12 protein-coding genes are annotated in these 18,513 nt (G+C 38.7%); 9 read left to right on the top strand and 3 right to left on the bottom strand.

Annotated elements, in window-relative coordinates; genetic code table 11:
• Positions 1–88 precede the first annotated feature (88 nt).
• The 9 genes from ettA (at position 89) to ABVT42_RS17005 (ending at position 13,399) form a co-directional block, all read left to right on the top strand.
• Entirely contained in the window at positions 89–1,753 is a 1,665-nt protein-coding gene (gene ettA / locus ABVT42_RS17045; RefSeq protein ID WP_353897015.1) for an energy-dependent translational throttle protein EttA, read from the top strand.
• 132 nt (positions 1,754–1,885) lie between these two features.
• Positions 1,886–2,185, top strand: a complete 300-nt coding sequence (locus ABVT42_RS17040; protein ID WP_353897014.1) for a DUF1330 domain-containing protein — start codon at positions 1,886–1,888, stop codon at positions 2,183–2,185.
• 338 nt (positions 2,186–2,523) lie between these two features.
• Positions 2,524–3,078 carry a GbsR/MarR family transcriptional regulator gene (locus tag ABVT42_RS17035; RefSeq protein WP_353897013.1) on the top strand — a complete coding sequence of 185 codons (555 nt, stop codon included), beginning with the start codon at positions 2,524–2,526 and terminating at the stop codon, positions 3,076–3,078.
• Positions 3,079–3,248: 170 nt separating this feature from the next.
• A complete protein-coding gene (locus ABVT42_RS17030; protein ID WP_353897012.1) occupies positions 3,249–4,625 on the top strand; it encodes a cytochrome ubiquinol oxidase subunit I in 1,377 nt (458 codons plus the stop codon).
• 12 nt (positions 4,626–4,637) lie between these two features.
• Positions 4,638–5,630 (top strand): cytochrome d ubiquinol oxidase subunit II, encoded by a 993-nt coding sequence (locus ABVT42_RS17025; RefSeq protein ID WP_353897011.1) that lies wholly within the window; start codon positions 4,638–4,640, stop codon positions 5,628–5,630.
• 200 nt (positions 5,631–5,830) lie between these two features.
• Positions 5,831–7,885, top strand: coding sequence for a marine proteobacterial sortase target protein (locus ABVT42_RS17020; RefSeq protein WP_353897010.1), 2,055 nt, complete (start codon positions 5,831–5,833; stop codon positions 7,883–7,885).
• 24 nt (positions 7,886–7,909) lie between these two features.
• Entirely contained in the window at positions 7,910–8,527 is a 618-nt protein-coding gene (locus tag ABVT42_RS17015) for a class GN sortase (RefSeq protein ID WP_353897009.1), read from the top strand.
• A gap of 494 nt (positions 8,528–9,021) precedes the next feature.
• On the top strand, positions 9,022–11,949 hold the full coding sequence (locus ABVT42_RS17010) for a TonB-dependent receptor domain-containing protein (protein ID WP_353897008.1): 2,928 nt from the start codon (positions 9,022–9,024) through the stop codon (positions 11,947–11,949).
• A 298-nt stretch (positions 11,950–12,247) separates the two neighbouring features.
• Complete coding sequence (locus ABVT42_RS17005) at positions 12,248–13,399, top strand: hypothetical protein (protein WP_353897007.1); 1,152 nt, start codon at positions 12,248–12,250, stop codon at positions 13,397–13,399.
• An 83-nt stretch (positions 13,400–13,482) separates the two neighbouring features.
• Here the strand turns inward: ABVT42_RS17005 and ABVT42_RS17000 are convergent, their stop codons facing one another.
• The 3 genes from ABVT42_RS17000 to ABVT42_RS16990 are packed head-to-tail and all read right to left on the bottom strand — an operon-like array spanning position 13,483 to position 18,349.
• The gene (locus tag ABVT42_RS17000; protein ID WP_353897006.1) at positions 13,483–14,460 is read right to left on the bottom strand and encodes a DUF4340 domain-containing protein; all 978 of its coding nucleotides are present in this window, start codon (positions 14,458–14,460) and stop codon (positions 13,483–13,485) included.
• A 15-nt stretch (positions 14,461–14,475) separates the two neighbouring features.
• A complete protein-coding gene (locus ABVT42_RS16995; protein ID WP_353897005.1) occupies positions 14,476–17,391 on the bottom strand; it encodes a Gldg family protein in 2,916 nt (971 codons plus the stop codon).
• Positions 17,381–18,349, bottom strand: a complete 969-nt coding sequence (locus ABVT42_RS16990) for an ABC transporter ATP-binding protein (protein ID WP_353897004.1) — start codon at positions 18,347–18,349, stop codon at positions 17,381–17,383. The genes ABVT42_RS16995 and ABVT42_RS16990 overlap by 11 nt, the downstream gene beginning before the upstream one ends.
• Positions 18,350–18,513 lie beyond the last annotated feature (164 nt).

Genomic DNA, 18,513 nt, shown 5'->3' with positions numbered 1-18,513 from the left:
CATTGTCCAATAAAGCGGTTACATCCTCAAGCCATCCGATGATAAAATTCGCTGTAGTTTTGACAGATTAAAAGGGCAATTGATATTCATGGCACAATATATATTTTCAATGAACCGGGTCAGTAAAATTGTCCCGCCGCAAAAGACTATTCTGAAAGATATTTCACTGAGTTTTTTTCCTGGGGCAAAAATTGGGGTTCTCGGTCTCAATGGCGCGGGAAAGTCGACACTTTTGCGCATTATGGCAGGAATAGATACTGAAATTGAAGGTGAGGCTATTCCACTGAAAGGAACTAATATTGGCTATCTCCCTCAAGAACCACAATTAGATGAAAGCAAAGATGTCAGAGGCAATGTTGAAGAAGGCATTGGCGAAATTAAGCAAATATTAAAGCGCTTTGAGGAAGTCAGTAATGCATTTGCCGATCCTGATGCAGACTTTGATGCTTTGCTAAAAGAACAGGCTGAACTGCAAGATAAGATTGATGCTGTGGGCGGATGGGAAGTTGATCGAATGCTTGATAAAGCCGCAGAAGCGTTGCGTTTACCGCCTTGGGATGCCGAAGTTAAACATTTGTCGGGTGGTGAAAAACGCCGAGTGGCATTATGTAAATTATTACTCTCTAAGCCAGATATGTTGTTGCTAGATGAGCCAACTAACCACCTTGATGCTGAATCTGTTGCTTGGTTAGAACGGTTTTTACAGGATTTTAAAGGCACAGTGGTAGCTATTACCCATGATCGTTACTTCCTGGATAACGTTGCTGGCTGGATTTTAGAGCTCGATAGAGGTCATGGAATTCCTTGGGAAGGTAACTATTCTTCCTGGCTGGAGCAAAAAGAAAAGCGATTAGAAATCGAAGAGAAAAAAGAAACGGCTCGTATTAAGTCGATGAAAGAAGAGTTGGAATGGGTGCGTTCAAACCCGAAAGGTCGACAAGCCAAAAGTAAAGCGCGTCTGGCGCGATTTGAAGAGCTTTCCTCACAAGAATATCAAACCCGTAATGAAACACGTGATTTATATATTCCACCAGGTCCTCGCTTGGGAAATTTGGTTATTGAAGCCAATCATATTCAAAAAGGATTTGGTGATAAATGTCTAGTAGAAGATTTAAATTTCAATCTGCCTCAAGGTGGAATTGTTGGAATTATTGGACCAAATGGGGCGGGTAAATCAACACTTTTTAAAATGCTGGTTGGTCTGGAGAAGCCCGATGCCGGAGAGTTACGGGTTGGTGAAACCGTTGAAATTGCCTATGTTGATCAATCTCGTGATAACCTGACAGATACAAATACTGTATGGCAGGAAATTTCTGATGATTCCGATATCATTACCGTTGGTAATTACCAAATTCCTTCTCGCCAGTATGTAGGACGGTTTAACTTTAAAGGTGGCGATCAGCAAAAGTTTATTAAAGATCTATCGGGTGGTGAGCGTAACCGGGTTCATTTAGCCAAGCTGCTGCGCAGTGGTGGAAATCTGTTACTGTTGGATGAACCGACCAACGATTTAGATGTTGAAACTTTGCGTGCACTCGAAGATGCCCTGTTGGCCTTTCCGGGCTGTGCCGTGGTTATTTCGCATGATCGCTGGTTTTTAGATCGGGTTGCTACGCATATTTTAGCTTACGAAGGCGATAGTAAGACAGTTTGGTTTGAAGGTAACTATGCCGAATATGAAGCTGATAGAAAACGTCGCTTGGGTAATGAAGCAGACACGCCTACCCGGATAAAATATCGTAAGATCGGCTAGGCTTTATACTAATTATTGGTTTGGTTTCTGATTAAAGATTGCCTTTAATCAGAGCCAAGGCATGAGTTGATGTATCTGAAATAGAGTCAAAGCAAGTTAAAATTTTTACAGAGTGTGTTGAGTGAGGCGTTTATGGCATTTGAAAATTTAGTCGGGCTATTTGTGATTGATGATATTGGCTATCAAAATTATCGAAAAGCCATGATGCCAATCTTACATCAGTATGGCGGAAGATTTGGATACGATTTGAAAATTGCTGAAGTACTCAAGTCAGAGGTTGATAATCATATCAATCGTGTGTTTACCATTCGATTTCCGGACAAAGCGACAATGAAGGCGTTTTTTAAAGATGAAGCCTATTTAAGTGTCAGAAAACAATATTTTGAGCCCGCCGTGACTGATGTGACGATTATGGCGGCCTACCACATTTAACTTTGCAACCTATCAAGTCTACCTGCTGACCCAGACTTAAATTAACAGCGGCTTGTTTTTTTAAAGCTATTGTCAGTTTGGCTTTGTGCGAAATAATATTCTTCTGTGTCTCTCTTGGGCTATCAGCCGCAATACTAATAACACTATATAGTAATGCTATAAATTTACCCCTTTAAATTATATGGTTAGTTAAATACTACCAGTTTGATTGGTTGACTATTCCGTTGAACGTTATTGCATTTAACTATTCAATTAATAGAGGCAAACTAGTCATATTGAATTCGTTTTCAAAATATTTATAATTTTCAGAAATTTCTGAAAATTGAGAATTTGGTGCGATGGAGCTTCCTTGTGAACTAGAAACGGTAGTCGTTCATTTTGGTGAAATGGGCAGTCGTTGGGGATTTAACCGAACCGTTGGGCAAATGTTCGCGGTCATTGTATTCACTGAAGCCCCTTTAAACGCAGAGCAAATTGCCAAAATGCTCAGTATTAGTCGTGGTAATGTGAGCATGGGAATTAAAGAACTCCAGTCATGGCAACTTATACGAGTGCATCATATTCCTGGTGATCGGAAAGAGTATTTCAAACCTGCAGGTACCATCTGGGAGCTGGCTCTTCAAGTTTTGTCTGAAAGACGAAAAAGGGAAGTTGAGCCTACACTCTCCCTGCTGCGCAGTCATATGATGAGTGAACAGCAGGGAGAGCATCCTTATGCTAACCAACAAATTAAAGAAATTTATGAGCTAATTGAATTATTTACCAATTGGTTTGATGACATTCATAAAATGAATTCTGATAGTTTAAAAACTTTACTCAAGTTGGGTGCTGGCGTTGGAAAAGTTTTAGATTTAAAAGATAAATTGAGCTTTAGAAAAGGTGAGTCATCTTAATTATTATCTCGACGCTAGTGATTTTCTTTATATTAACTTTACGGCACTAAAAAAAAATGGGGGATATTGTCGACAACAAGCTTACAAAAAAAATGATTTATCCAATTGAATGATTCAATTGAAAACAAACTAAGGAACCGACTTATTAAAGTAGATGATGGAGTATTCTCATGTTAGAAACCTTACTGCTTTCGCGAATTCAATTTGCAGTGAATATCAGTTTCCATATTTTATTTCCCACGATAACGATCGCCCTTTCCTGGTTTTTGTTTTATTTTAAAGTCAGGTTCGACTTGTCTCAGCATCCAGTATGGATGCGAATTTATCGATTTTGGGTCAAAATTTTTGCGCTTAGTTTTGCCATAGGTGTAGTGAGTGGAATCACCATGTCATTTCAGTTCGGAACAAACTGGCCAGGATTTATGGAAAGAGCAGGGAATATTGCCGGACCACTTTTAGGGTACGAAGTACTTACGGCCTTTTTTATGGAAGCAACTTTTCTTGGCGCCATGTTATTTGGTATGAACCGTTTACCGCCTTGGTTGCATACTTTATCGACATTTTTAGTTGCGTTAGGGACAACCATGTCTTCATTTTGGATTCTGGCATTAAATTCTTGGATGCAAACCCCGCAGGGACATCTGATTATTGATGGGATTGCCCATCCTGAAAATTGGTGGCAGATCATTTTTAATCCATCATTTCCTTATCGATTAGTGCATACGCTTATTGCCTCTGGATTAACGGCTGCATTTTTAATTGCAGGACTATCTGCCTATCGATTATTAAAAAATGATCAAAAAGCAGCACCTAAAGTTGCAATGAAAACTGCGCTTTATACTGCGGCTGTTCTTATTCCGCTGCAAATATTGGTGGGTGATTTACATGGATTGAATACCTTAAAACACCAGCCACAAAAAGTCGCAGCAATGGAAGGCGTGTGGGAAACACAGACCAATGCGCCGCTATTACTATTTGCTATTCCTGATGAAGCGCAAAGAAAAAATCATTTTGAAATTGCTGTTCCTAGTATGGCAAGTTTGATTTTAACGCATGATTTGAATGGTGAAGTGCAGGGGTTAAATGATTTTAAACATCACCCGCCAGTAAAACCTGTGTTTTACAGTTTTCGAATTATGCTTGGGGTTGGTCTGTTAATGCTATTGGTTAGCTGGTTTTGTGCAGCTCGACTTTGGCAGAAAAAAAGATTAAGCCGTTTATCGCTTAGTCTTCTGGTTGGTATGACTTTTTCAGGGTGGGTGGCAACATTGGCTGGCTGGTATGTGACCGAAATTGGTCGACAACCCTTTTTAGTGAGTGATTTTTTGCCCGTTGCAGAAGCTGTCACTGATATCCCGCCTGAAAATGTCGCTTTTTCTTTAGCAGTATATTGTGTGGTTTACTTTTTGTTGCTCATTGCTTATTTGCAAACAGTATTTTATTTAGCGCGGCGTTCGATACCTGTTGAAGAGTTTGAGGTATCTGAATTATCAATTGACAAGCAGTTAAAAATTAAAAATCTACAACCAGCACTTTCAACGCAATAGGAGGCTAAAGACATGTTACTCGATAGTTTACTACCACATATTTTTCTCTTATTGATGGCTGTTGCGGTTTTTATGTACGCTTTGCTTGATGGTTTTGATTTAGGGGTTGGTATTTTGTTACCAGCCGATCATCCTGATTATCGGCAAAAAATGATAGCCTCTATTGGTCCGTTTTGGGATGCCAACGAAACCTGGTTGGTGTTGGCGGTAGGCATATTGTTAATTGCATTTCCTAAAGCGCATAACATCATTTTAAAGGAATTTTATCTACCCGTTTTAGTTTTGCTGGTTGGGTTAATATTAAGAGGTGTCGCGTTTGATTTTAGAGCTAAGTCACTCAGTCAATTTAAACCGTGGTGGGATAAAGCTTTTACCTTAGGCTCATGGATGGCGACTGCCTCGCAAGGTTACATGCTTGGAATTTATGTCATGGGATTTCAATATCATACTTTGTCTATTTTATTTGCACTGCTTAGTGCGATTTGTGTAAGTGCTGCTTATGCTTACATTGGCGGGGCCTGGCTGGTGTTAAAAACGGAACATGATTTACAGCAGTTTGCCGTTAAACGTACTCGTATTGCCGGGTATTTCACAATGGCCGGGATCACAACTGTTTGCCTGGTTAATCCGTTGATTAATCCGCAGGTTGCCGAACGTTGGTTTGCTTCTTCTTGGCTAAGTCTTATTCCGTTAGCTTGTTTTGTTCTTATTTTAGGGGTTGATTATTATCTGAAAAAAATACATCAGTTTTCTCAACAATTATGTTGGATTCCATTTGTGTGCATTGGCACGCTGTTTTTATTATGCCTAGTTGGTCTGGCGTACAGTTTTTATCCTTATATTATTCCATTTCAATTATTAGCAAATGAGGCGGTAGGATCGGTTGCTTCACTACGTTTTATATTTTATGGGGTGGTGATTGTACTGCCACTTATTTTGGCATACACCTTATTTTCTTATTGGGTCTTTAAGGGCAAATCAACCCAGTTAAATTATTATTCGTAAACTCAGTTCATTTATAAGGAGATTGTACTTTTTATTCGTTGTGGTCTGTTATTGGTGGCAAACATAGTTTTGCCACATTTTTTCACTTTCTCTTCATAATTCACACCGATTTAAAGCCAGAGCTTATGGCTTAATAGAGACTTTATTAATTGCATCAAGTGCATAATTGCGTCAACTATATCAATAGCGGAAGTCAAAGAATGGAAAATTCAAAATTATTATTCCAATTTAATAAATCATGGTTTTATATTTTTTTACTTTGCTGCGCGGGGATTAGTTTCTCTGCTCTGGCAAAAGACTCTGAAGTTGCAGGGGGGCAATTAAAATTAAAAAACAGCAAAGGAAGTGAGTTTCCTGCGCTCACCATGAATACTCAGGTTCAAATCGATGTGGCCGGTATGATGGCAAGGTCCCGGTTAACTCAAATATTTACTAATCCATCAACCGAATGGGTTGAAGGAACCTATTTGTTCCCTCTGCCAGAAAAGTCAGCAGTTGATCATTTAACTATTAAAATAGGTGAAAGACTGATTGTTGGCGAAATTCAAGAAAAGCACCAGGCCAGAAAAAATTATGAAGCAGCAAAAAAAGCTGGTAAAAAGGCTTCATTGGTAGAGCAGCAACGTGCAAATATCTTTAGCAATCAAGTGGCAAACATTGCGCCAGGAGAAACAATCGAAGTGATGATTGAATATCAGCAAGATTTAACATTCGATTTAGCTGAAGGATTTTCTCTGCGTTTTCCATTGACGATTACGCCACGATATACACCGCTACCCACCTTGGTTGAAGAGTTTTCTTCATTTGAACAAGGGCTACAGACAAAAACACCCGCTAAGCAATTATTACAGCCCGCATTTGTAGAACCTGATAGTGCTATCAACCAAGTGAGTATTCAAGTAAATCTTAATAGTGGTGTCCCTGTCGATTTAATTAAAAGTGATAGCCACGAAATTGATATATTACCTTTTTCAGATTCGCAATATCGAATTGAATTGTCTAGCGTAAAACAATATAAAGCTGATAGAGACTTTTTAATACGCTGGAAACCGGTTCAAGGTGCTGCGCCTAAAGCGGCAATTTTTTCTGAAATTATAGAAAATGAAAAATTTGTGAGTTTAATGATTATGCCGCCACAACAGGAGCAAAGTATTGATTTGGCACGAGAGTTGATTTTTATTTTAGATATATCCGGTTCAATGGCTGGAGAGTCAATTGAGCAAGCAAAAAAAGCGTTATTATTTGGATTGAATACCTTAAATGATGGAGAGCTTTTTAATCTTATTGTTTTTAATAATCATGCACGAAGTCTCTTTCAAGATGCACAAGTTGTCAATCAAAAAACTAAGGCGCAAGCTCGTGCATATGTGCAGGAATTAGTTGCTGAAGGTGGTACAGAAATGCTATCCGCCATGCAGCTGGCATTGACAGGGGAAACTCAATTAAATCGAATTCGTCAAGTTGTTTTTTTAACTGATGGTGCAATTAATAATGAGTCTGCACTATTTCAAAAAATAGCAAATGACTTAGGTGATTCGCGTCTATTTACCGTTGGAATTGGTTCTGCACCAAATGCCTTTTTTATGAAGCGAGCTGCTCAGTTTGGTCGAGGTAGTTTTACTTTTGTAGCGAATACTCAGGATTCAGAATCAAAAATGCGTCAGTTGTTTAGCCAAATTAGTTCACCCACAATGTCAAATTTAATGATTAATTGGCAAAATGGAATTCAAGCTGAAATTTGGCCTAAGCGAATCCCCGATCTCTACCTTGGGGAACCGCTTTGGATTAAGGCTAAAGTCAGTGACTTAAATGGGGCATTGGAAATTAATGGACAAATGTCGAACGCAATTTGGCAGACAACAATTAATTTATCCTCAGCAAGTGAACAAAAGGGTGTCAGTCAATTATGGGCACGTGAAAAGATAGCATCTATTATGAATGAGCATCGTCATGGTAATGTACCATCCGATGCTAAGCAGACGATTGTTGACACTGCAATTAAACATCATCTTGTGAGCCGATTTACCAGTCTAGTTGCAATTGATAAAACCCCTGCGCGTGTTATTGAAAAGCTCCATGAGCAAATAGTTCCTTCTATCTTGCCAAAGGGAAGTCAGCTTGGCGGCTTTCAATTTGCTAAAACGTCAATTCACTTTTGGCTTGCTCCCTCGAAAAACTGGTTGTTGCTAATTGCTGCTACTCTATTGTTCGCTTGCTCTCAGTTAATTCGCTTAGCTACAAGCAAGAAGTCTTAATTATTTAGGCGAGGCTATCAACGCATGCTAATCAGAAAAGTATTAAACTTTAGTGCCATTGGTTTATTGCTCGTTGCCAGTATTTCACTGGCAACACCGGCTTACTATCGAGTTAAAGCCGAACTGGCGCAAATATTATTGATTCATGCATGGCAGGCAACTTTAGCAAACCCTGGCGTTAAACATAAGCCTTGGGATTGGGCTGATACATGGCCAGTTGCAAAAATGACAATATTAAAAAAAGAGCAATTGTCAGATAAGGCATCGCTAGATTATTTGTGGGAAAAAAGCTTTATTGTACTCGCAGATAGTAGTGGCGAAAGCTTGGCATTTGCTCCCGGAATGATGACTCCCCAAATATTACCTGGCGACAGTGGACATAGTTTTATCGCGGCACATCGTGATACTCAGTTTTCAATTTTGCAGCACCTCAATACTTTAGACCACATTATTGTTGAACGACAAGATGGGCAACAATTTAATTTTGAAGTCGATGAGATTCAGATTGTTGATATTAATAAGGTGTCACCAGTATATTCACTTGATGGAAATCGATTGACGCTGGTAACTTGCTATCCATTCGATTCTTCAGATCAAAATCCACAGTTTAGATTTTTAGTAACCGCTAATTTAGTGAATTGAATTCGCATTGTGTACAATAAATGAATTTACTTTGATTGAGTTTATTATCGATTACTTAAGTTAAGTCAATTTTAAATCATTGAATATTTATTTAATTTCTTTCTTAAAATATATGCGTTCAAACCGTCCGTCTATTTTTATCCATATTTTCTATCGCCATGCTCGTATAAAACGATACTGCATTATTAATTAAATAAAGTTACGTGGTTTGGTTTATTGTTTTTTTTGATTTTGAATCATCTTTTTTAAATAAATTAAATCGACTTTTTATTGGGAAATATTAAATGAGATAATTACTAAGGCACTGATAACGAAAAATTTACCGCTTAATCCATTAGAGTGACGATTCATTAATTCAACAGTGTAACAAACTTAAACAGTTCAATTAGGATAGGCTTGGCGCTTTTAATCCAATTAATAGATGCCTACTAATAAAAAATTAGTTCTCTAAAAAAACTGATAAACCCAATACCAAAATCTAATGGGGGATTGTTGTGAAATCACGTGGGATAAATCAAGATCAATTTAAACTGGGCAAACTTGCAAGTCAGGTTGCCCTTGCGTTATCACTGGTAAGCTTGCCTGCAATAGCGGCAGAAAACAGCAATGAACAAGATGATGAAAGCGCACAAAAAATCGTAATTACTGGTAGCCGAATATTAAGTATTGGTGCTGCTTCTCCATCACCAGTAACTGTGGTGGGTGAAGACCTTATCAAGGCCAGTGGTGCGGTTAATATCAATGAACTTTTGAATAAATTACCATCAATGGTTCCAGGCTTGGGTGCTAGTACAAGTAATACTAACGGAACCCCTGGTATTAGTACTCAGAACTTAAGAGGTCAAGGTGAAAAAAGAACATTAACGTTAATTAATGGGCGACGTCATGTAGGATCTGTTCCTGGAACTTCAACCGTCGATATGGGAACTATTCCAACAGCCTTAATTGATAGAATCGAAGTATTAACTGGTGGTGCATCATCAATTTATGGTGCCGATGCTGTCGCTGGTGTTATTAATATTATTACCAAAAAAGATTTTGCTGGTATGCAAGTGAATATTTTTGGCGGTATTTCATCGAGAAGTGATGGCGAAAACTCAGGTGCTAACATCACCTATGGTTTCGATTTTGACGATGGAAAAGGTAACAACGTCACTCACTTTTCTTACGATACTAGTGATGAAATTTTAGCTCGAGATAGGCCTTATACTAATGGCGACTGGCGTTTTGTTAATGCGCCTGGCACAGATCCTGAAGATCCAAATCGATTAAGAATACCAATACAAAGTCGCTCGCTTGCCTCAAGTACAACTACGGTTGCCATGTTTGATGGCGTTGGTTATACCTTCAATGCCGATGGTTCTATTCGTCCTATAAGACTAGGTGAAGGCGGTATTATTAATCCTGATGAAGCTACCGATATCATTTCTGCTCGAACAGGTCCTGGTGGAGAGCAGTTTGCTATTTATAACTACAATCGATTGCGCGTGCCTACTGAGCGTTTTACGCTTAATAATACCTTCAATTATGATTTTGGGGGCACGCAATTATTCGTTGACGCTAAATACACGCAGTCTAAGTCACAGTCTAGATGGGATCCTAAAGCAACTTATAATGGTTATATCTATCGAAATAATCCGTTTATTCAAGATGATTTGGCCGCATTGATGGATGATAATGGCTTGGGCTATTTTAGTTATTCTAGAGTTTTTGATGAAATGGGTGACAGTGGTAGTGATTATGACCGCGACTTATTTCAACTTGTCGCAGCTGTTAACGGTGAGTTTGACTTTGGTTGGGATTGGGAAGTTTATGCCCAGATGGGTAAAGCAACCAGTGATTTTACCATTAAAGATTACTACCAGGGAAGATGGGATGCCGCATTAGATGTTGCAATACATCCAGATACCAATGAAGTTGTTTGTCGAGCTTCATTGCCAGATATTGATCCAAGCTCACTATCATATAACCGTGATGGCGTGAGTTTAGATGGTTGTGTGCCACATAACGTATTTGTGCCAATGCCACAAGAGCTGATTGATTATGTTAAGGTAGATCATACAGGTGAAACTGAACAGACACAGAATGTTTTCCATTTTAGTACACGTGGTGATCTAGTAGATAACTGGGCTGGTACTATTGCGATGTCTGCCGGTCTTGAGTATAGGAAGGAGCGAAGTGAAACAACGCCTTCACAAATTGATGCTTTAGGAATTGGTAGTAGTTATGCAACTTCTCAACCAGTCGTTGGAACTTATAGTGTTAAAGAAGCATTTGCTGAATTTAATATTCCTTTATTATCCGACACCTTTATGGCTGAGCAGTTCGATCTTAATTTATCGGCTCGTTTAGCCGACTATACTGAAGCAGGAAGCAGCACCAGTTGGAATGTTGGGCTGGTTTGGAAACCGATTGAAGATGTTACTGTCCGTGTTTCTAATTCAGAAGCAACCAGAGCGCCTAATATTAATGAGCAGTTTGCACCTAAAGGTAGTAGTGGTGCCTGGTTGTATCAACCATGTTCTGAAAGTAACTATCCAACGCTATCCGCGCAAGGTCAAGCCAATTGTGAGACATTGGGGGTTGAATTTGAGCGAGATGATCAAGGTAATATCGTTAAAAGTTTACTTACCTGGTATCAATGGGGCGATTTAATTTCTGAAGGTAACCAAAACCTTGATGTTGAAGTGGCGGAAACATTAACAGCAGGAATTGTTTATACACCCAGTTTTATCGAAGGTTTTTCTTTTACGGCTGACTATTGGGAAATAGATGTTACCGGGTTAATTAGTAACTTAAGTGAAAGAACTATCATGTATGAGTGCATTGAAGCGGCATCACTTGATAATCAATTCTGTGATCTGATTACTCGTCAAGACAATGGTGTCATCACTAGTGTTGAAGTTGCTACTTTAAACTTAAATAAAATGATCACTGAAGGGATTGATTTTGAGTTTGACTATCGGTTTGATTTAGGCGAAGGAAAAATTCGTTTAAACTCAATGTGGCAAAAACTATTGAGCAGAAAAGTACAATCCGATCCAAGTTTACCTTTAGTTGAAACGTCAGGTAATTTAGCTCTGCCAGAGTGGAGAGGTACTTTTAATGTCACTTATTCAACTGATAATTACTCTGCAATGATTGCTAATAGATATGTTGGTGGGCAAAAACTTTACCCTACAACAACACAAAATCTTAGTGTCAATGAAACTGCCCCAATCTGGTATACCGATATGAGTTTTTCTTATCGAGTTAATGATGAGTTAAGTTTTAATGTTGGTGCTAATAATGTTTTTGATAAGGGAACACCTCAGTTACCATTAGCATTTATTGGTGGCGGAAGTTACTATATTGGTACAACAGGTGGCTTGTTTGATACGAGTGGAAGAATGTATTATGCAAGTATGACTTATCAATTTTAATTTTCCCAAAATAAAAACACCTCTCCCTTCGAGAGGTGTCTTGTCTAGAGTGAAATTGCTTCTGAGATTTTTTCTAATACTTTAAAGAAAATCATTTTTCATGTTTTTTTCGATACTTGTTTTTCTTTTAAATAGCAATGTTTTCTTATTATTTTTTTGTTGTTTGGAATTAAAATTTAATTATTTATTTGTGTGAAATGTTATTTTAAATTTTGTTTCTTATATTTTGATTTATGTTGCCATTACTTCGCTGGTGCTGAATTGCCAGTATTAATTGGAATATAAAAGAAAAGAAACAATGAAGTTTAAATTGATAATGTTTTTCGTCTTAATGGGAATTTCTTTATCCTCAAAAGCGACTAATTACTTGGAGTACTCGACCTCTTTAAATACAGGTTCTATTTTACATACTATTGGTAGTAAATATCCTGAAAAAAATATTTGCTATCAAAACTGCCAGCCACCACCTCCTAGTCGTTGGCGCTTGCCTCCCCTTCCACCGCAGCCACCGCTATATGTTGATACTTGGTACTTTTTTAACGATGATTCTACTGTGTTAATCAAATATCGGGTTAATGTTTATCAACAATACTTTCAGCCAATAAACGTTACCGCAACGGCGAATGAAAATTATGCGATACATGATATCAGAACTATTCGTCAAGAATACAAAAATATGGTTTCAAGTATTCAAGATTGGTGGTTGCAGTATCAAAATACGACGCCAAGTGGATTAATCGCTAGAGCCCAGCAAATGGCATCTGCTCAATCGTCTACCGAATGTGGTTCGGGGGATGAAAGAGTTGATAGTGTTTTTGATTATTTTAGTAAGTCTGCGACTAGAAGTGCTATAAGAAACGCTGTAGTAAATAATGCACTTTCTCGAAAAAAATTCTTTAATTCAACCTTTAGTTCATTAAAGACAACTATTAATGTTTATGGAGTAAGTCTTTCTGCTGATTGGGTTGTTCAGGGGGCTGGAATAGAATTGTTTTTTCCAGATGGAAAACTTGATATGAGGCTAAAGCTTTCAGGGCATACATATAATGCATATGTATCACTGTCAACGAGTATTGGGCCAGATGGCATAATTTTAGATGAGTTCTTCCAAAATGTAGGAGCGGCAGATCAAAATGAGTTTAAAGTTGATGTTAAACCAGGTCTTAACTTTGTAAATATTTGTGCTGAAGAAGAGTTTAAAGATGTACTCAGGGCATATAATATTAGTTTTGATTATAAGTTTGCTGAAAACTATCCTAAAACTCCTTCAGGAAATCCTATTGCTGGTTACACTGGGTTTATATGCAACTATTCCAGTGGATTTGGTGCCCCCGTTATTTATCGATTAGAAACGAAAGCTTTCTATAACCCATCAACGGGTAAATATGTGTTTGTAAAGGTACCTAACACAATACCTGTTTTACCTTATCAGCCGCCTGGATGTGGCTAATTATTAACTGAAAGTGCCCTATAAAAAGCCCAATACTTTATTGGGCTTTTTTAATATTACTTTAAATTAGCTTTACTTTTTAATTAATCATTAGTTAGTAAAGGTGTGTCACTTTCATTATTTTTAACCGGCTCTGACTCTACGGGAGCGGTATCGGTTAAGCTGTCTTCAGTTTGTTTCGGTGTTTTCAGTAAATTCTCCAGCTTGTTTTGGGTAATCGTATCAAAGTCGGACTGACTAATTTTAAAGTAACCTTCAATATCATTTCTTGCCACAAAATAGTCACTTTCTTGTTGATAAAATTGATATTGATGGGTTACTTTCTCATCGGTAACTTCAAGAGTAACCGCTTGCGATGCGGGTGTGCTATCGGCAAGTGCTATCACATTGAGGTTAGCGAGTGACTGAGCTAGTGTCGAGGCTTTTTCTGCATCTAACATAAGGTTCTCGGTTTGGCTATCAGCTAATTGCCAGTCTTCACCTGATTTAACTAACTCAAAATCATTCCCTTTAATTTTGCTGACCGATTGACTGTTAAGTAGAGACTTTTCCAGCCAATCGTTGTTATTTACCGGAAAATCGAAGGTATTGAGTTTAACACTATAAACTTCGCTGTCGCTGGGTTTTCTCACATGAACTTTTCTAAAGCCTGGTGATGTGCCCAAATAAATTTCATCAACGATATTGTCACCTTTGAATAACTGAATACGTCGCTGATATTTATCGTCGGCAACGGCAAAGCGTTGATGTGCTGAGGCGGTCGTTGTGGTTGGCCAACCGGTTTTGAGCTCGCTCAACTTGTTTAAGGCCTGAGTGATTTTATTGCTTTCCGCAGGTAAATTTTTAAGCTCAGGTAGTTGCCATTGTTGATCAACTTTTTGTAATGAAATCGTTTTGTCTTCGCCGTCAATGATAATTTTATTGACGTCATTGATAACAAATTTCATGAGTGATTGTTGCGGATGTTGCTCAGAGGAATTCTGATTAATCAACAACAGCCCACCAATCAGTACTAATTGAAGTACCAAAAGTATACTTAATTTTGATTTTAGCTGTTTCATTATATTCGATACTCCTTAATGCGAAAGTAACTGGGCATATGCCAGATTTTGTGCGCGTTTTCGTTGCTTTTGAATAAGCGCAACAATTGCTAAAGCAAATGCAGCCAGAATATAATTTAAATATTCCCAAAACATTTGGGCATCTTGTTCCATTGGCGGAAGCGTCCGATTGAAATGTCCGCGCGAGCGAATGCTTAAAAGCCCGGCATCTTCCAACGACCAGTCAATACTATTAGCCACTAATTGTAAGGTGGATAAATATTCACTGCCTGATGCTGAACTCGTCATTTGGATTATTTGATCGCTCAAAAAGTCATTAGAACTGAATAAAACAATTCTTGCCGACTCGGCTGATTTATCAATAACGCTTGATACAACCTGGTTGCTTGAAGCTGAGTCTTCCGAATCAGAAGCAGATTGATTGGCCGAGTCCTCTTCATCGGTGTCGGAAGTTTTCGCCGATAAAAGAGGTGATTGTTTACCAGCAAAATATGAATCAAACTGACCTTCACTAATGACACCAATTAATTGTTCTTTGGTTTCACCTTGTGGACTGAACCCACTAACACCGTTGGCATCAACTTTAGGCATGATATCGGTTGAATCCGATAACCAGGCTCCTGCTGAGCTTTTAACTAACTCAGTAATTTGGCGATTGTTTTGACTCTCTTGGTTAACCTTAATTGGTGATGCCCAGGCAATGGTCGCTTGAGGCAGATTCGCGGTAATGGGGTTGTCTTGATTGAGCCCAGTGTTTCTTGCATCGATGAAGTAGGGATAATCCAGCATTCGCATTTCTTGCAATTGAAATCCGCCCACATTGCGAGTAATTGGGACGGGAAATGCGGCATTTTGTGGATCCATTACTAACTGATTATCGATAGTCAATCCGTGATGCTTTAACCAGTCGGTAAGCCCACTTTCGTGAGGTAACATGGCGAGACGACGTCCGGTAAAGCTGGCACTAAATGGAGAGGTCGCAATAAATACTGTTCCTCCTTGCATTAAAAACTGATCGATGGCGAATAGTTGCTTGTCATCAAATGCTTTTGGTGACATCAAAATTAAAAAGTCAATATCACCATCAACACGACCCGCAGACAAATCGACTTTTTTTACGTTAAGGTCAGTGCTGATAAATTGTTCGAGTAAATTAAACTGCGGACCTGCCATACCAAACTGAGCCATTTGTGGATCTTGTTGGGGAACAACCAGACCAACGGTTTTGGTAAAGCCACTGGCAAAGCGTTTGATACCGGCTTCTAGATTGCGTTTAAAGCTACTTTCGGTCATATCATCTAGCGGAATTTGTACGATTTGCTCATCTTTTGTCAGAGTCAAATAAAAATAGAAATGATCATTACTAAACAGATTGGTTGCCATTGGTTGAAACCCAAAATCTTCGGCAATTTGTTGTGCTATTGCACCACCGTTGGCATCTGGATCAATCATATTGATTGTGAGGGAATCATTCGCTTGCTTTTTTAAATCAGCCGTCACTTTTTCAATTACTTGCTTAAAGTTGACCAGTTGCTCTGGTAAAGCTTGTTCATTTGACAAGTAAGCATTAAACACCAGTTTGCCTTGAATGGTGTCAAATAAATTACCTCCCGATTGATAACTGTTTAAGACTTTCTTTATTGAACGAGTTAAATCGTGTTCGGGGTTACGTAATTGCACATCAATATCTGTCGCGCCACCAGATTTAACTTCTATTAAATCACGAAATCCGAGTACTTGATGCTCATCACCATATTGAATGAGAATATTAAAGTAAGAACTGACAATCGATGACTGGTAACGGTCGGCAACCTGAAACGGACTCGGCTGAATGCCATATTTTTGGTTAGCCTCTTCTTCCAGTTCGGGATTGCTAATTGGATCAATAATTTCACTCAACACTTTGCCTCGACCTGCAACTTCGTATTCTTTAATCAGATCTTTTAGCTGAGGAACCAGTGGTGCTAATAAAGGGTGAGTTTTATTACTGAAGTAACCGCGAATTAATAATGGCTCTTGTAGCTGATTTAGATATTGCTGAGTGGCTGGTGAAATCGAATATTGATTACCTTCGGTCGCATCAATACGTAACAGGTTGATTTGTCCTAACCAAAGGTTTGCGCCTAATGCATTGAGTAATAGTAATGCGGTAACAACTCGCCAGTTTGTGTGATGCGGAGTGGTATTGAGTGTTGCCCAGCGCTCGCGTTCTAATACAAAAGCATTCAGAGACAGAAACACCAGAATAATACTGATATAGTAATATAAGTCACGCAAATCGATAACGCCTCGGGTTATCGATTCAAAGCGAGAACCGGTACCAAGCAAGCGTAACCATTCTCCACTTTGATTACCAAAAAAATCAGTAATCATTGGCGTACCTATTAAATAAAATACACCACATAAAGCAACGGCACTGATTAAACTGACAATTTGGTTATCGCTACGCGCTGAGACAAAAAGCCCAATACTTAAATAAGCGGCGCCGAGTAAAAAGGTTGCTAAATAGCCTGCGAGTACAGGCCCCCAATCGAGATCACCAATTAAAGCAACGGTAATGGGTAGCGGAAGTGTAATAAGTAATGCTATAGCTAATAAAGCTAAACATCCTGAAAACTTACCAACAACAAAGTGCCACAAAGCCACCGGTTGTGTCAGTACATGTTCAAGTGTGCCTGTACGTCTTTCTTCACTCCATAAGCGCATGGTTAAGGTGCTGGATAAAAAGATTAACAACAATGGCATCCATTCAAATAATGGTCTGACATCGGCAATGTTACGAGCAAAAAAAGCTTCGGCCCAAAAAAATGTAAATAACGTGACTGCGGCAAATGTGGCTAAAAATAAATAAGCAATTGGCGAAGCAAAAAATAATGCGATTTCTTTGGCTGCAATCCGGCGGATCAGGGTGTTGGCATTATTAGGCAGCATGTTTAACCTCCTTGCTTAAAGTACCTTGGTTAACTTGGCGAAATAGTGTTTCCAAATCGATATGTTGTTGGCTGATTGTGTATAAATCAGCGCCTGCTGAAATAACTTGCTTGGCGATTGTGCTGGATAGTTTGGTTAAATTAGCTGTTGTTGTTAAATGGATCACATAGTGTAAAACTTCGGTTTGCTGTGGATCTTTTACACCTGCAGATTCAATATTGATAATACCTTGAATCGGCGTTAATAATGCTTGAATTTTTTCTAACGAAAGTGATGTTGCTAGATTTAATGAGCGACTTTGGCGAAGCTCATCAAGTTTTGCATCAACGGCTAATTGACCTTGACGAATAATAATGGCGCGATCACATAACGCGTCAACTTCCTGCATGATGTGTGTCGACAAGATAACGGTCGCCTCTTTAGCAATCTCTCGAATTAATTCTCGCATATGTTCTGTTTGAGTTGGGTCTAGGCCATTGGTCGGTTCGTCTAAAATTAACAGACTTGGACGGCCCAAAATTGCTTGGGCGACACCGACCCGTTGTTTATATCCACGCGATAATGTCGCGATGGGATCCAGTAATTTGGGTGCAAGTTCGGTGGCTTTGATGGCTCGTTTTAATTCCTGTTGCTTTTGCTGACGATTTAATCCTTTTAATTGCGCCGCATAGTCAAGATAGTCGGCAACACTCATTTCGGGATAAACCGGCAGATTTTCAGGCAAATAGCCGATTTGCTGTTGAATTTGTTTTAAATTGCTGGTGATATCGATTTGATTAATCTTGATGGATCCGGCGTTGGGTTCAAGAAAGCCGCTGAGCATTTTCATAATAGTGGTCTTTCCCGCACCATTGTGTCCCAGTAGACCAACAATTTCACCTTTACCTATTGAGAAGTTGACACTATCAACGGCTTTAAATTTGCCATACCATCGAGTAAGTTGGTTGACTTCGAGCATCGATATCCTCCTGTTTATTTTATTCGTTTGCTTATTGTTTAATCTTGTTGTCAAAAAAGCCAACAGGTTGTTATGTGCGTTAACCTTTGAAGTTGATTGACGCTTTAGTCACTCAATTGGTGATGGTTAAAAATTACCGTAACAATTGATTTTTCGTTAAACTA

It is taken from the genome of Aliikangiella maris (assembly GCF_040719265.1).
GTDB lineage: Bacteria > Pseudomonadota > Gammaproteobacteria > Enterobacterales > Kangiellaceae > Aliikangiella > Aliikangiella maris.
This window is presented reverse-complemented; position numbering and strand designations above follow the sequence as displayed.

Excerpts from the sequence above, each read along its gene's own strand:
- ettA (WP_353897015.1), top strand. The coding sequence starts at position 89 with ATGGCACAATATATATTTTCAATGAACCGGGTCAGTAAAATTGTCCCG.
- ABVT42_RS17040 (WP_353897014.1), top strand. The coding sequence starts at position 1,886 with ATGGCATTTGAAAATTTAGTCGGGCTATTTGTGATTGATGATATTGGC.
- ABVT42_RS17035 (WP_353897013.1), top strand. The coding sequence starts at position 2,524 with ATGGAGCTTCCTTGTGAACTAGAAACGGTAGTCGTTCATTTTGGTGAA.
- ABVT42_RS17030 (WP_353897012.1), top strand. The coding sequence starts at position 3,249 with ATGTTAGAAACCTTACTGCTTTCGCGAATTCAATTTGCAGTGAATATC.
- ABVT42_RS17025 (WP_353897011.1), top strand. The coding sequence starts at position 4,638 with ATGTTACTCGATAGTTTACTACCACATATTTTTCTCTTATTGATGGCT.
- ABVT42_RS17020 (WP_353897010.1), top strand. The coding sequence starts at position 5,831 with ATGGAAAATTCAAAATTATTATTCCAATTTAATAAATCATGGTTTTAT.
- ABVT42_RS17015 (WP_353897009.1), top strand. The coding sequence starts at position 7,910 with ATGCTAATCAGAAAAGTATTAAACTTTAGTGCCATTGGTTTATTGCTC.
- ABVT42_RS17005 (WP_353897007.1), top strand. The coding sequence starts at position 12,248 with ATGAAGTTTAAATTGATAATGTTTTTCGTCTTAATGGGAATTTCTTTA.
- ABVT42_RS17000 (WP_353897006.1), bottom strand. The coding sequence starts at position 14,460 with ATGAAACAGCTAAAATCAAAATTAAGTATACTTTTGGTACTTCAATTA.
- ABVT42_RS16995 (WP_353897005.1), bottom strand. The coding sequence starts at position 17,391 with ATGCTGCCTAATAATGCCAACACCCTGATCCGCCGGATTGCAGCCAAA.
- ABVT42_RS16990 (WP_353897004.1), bottom strand. The coding sequence starts at position 18,349 with ATGCTCGAAGTCAACCAACTTACTCGATGGTATGGCAAATTTAAAGCC.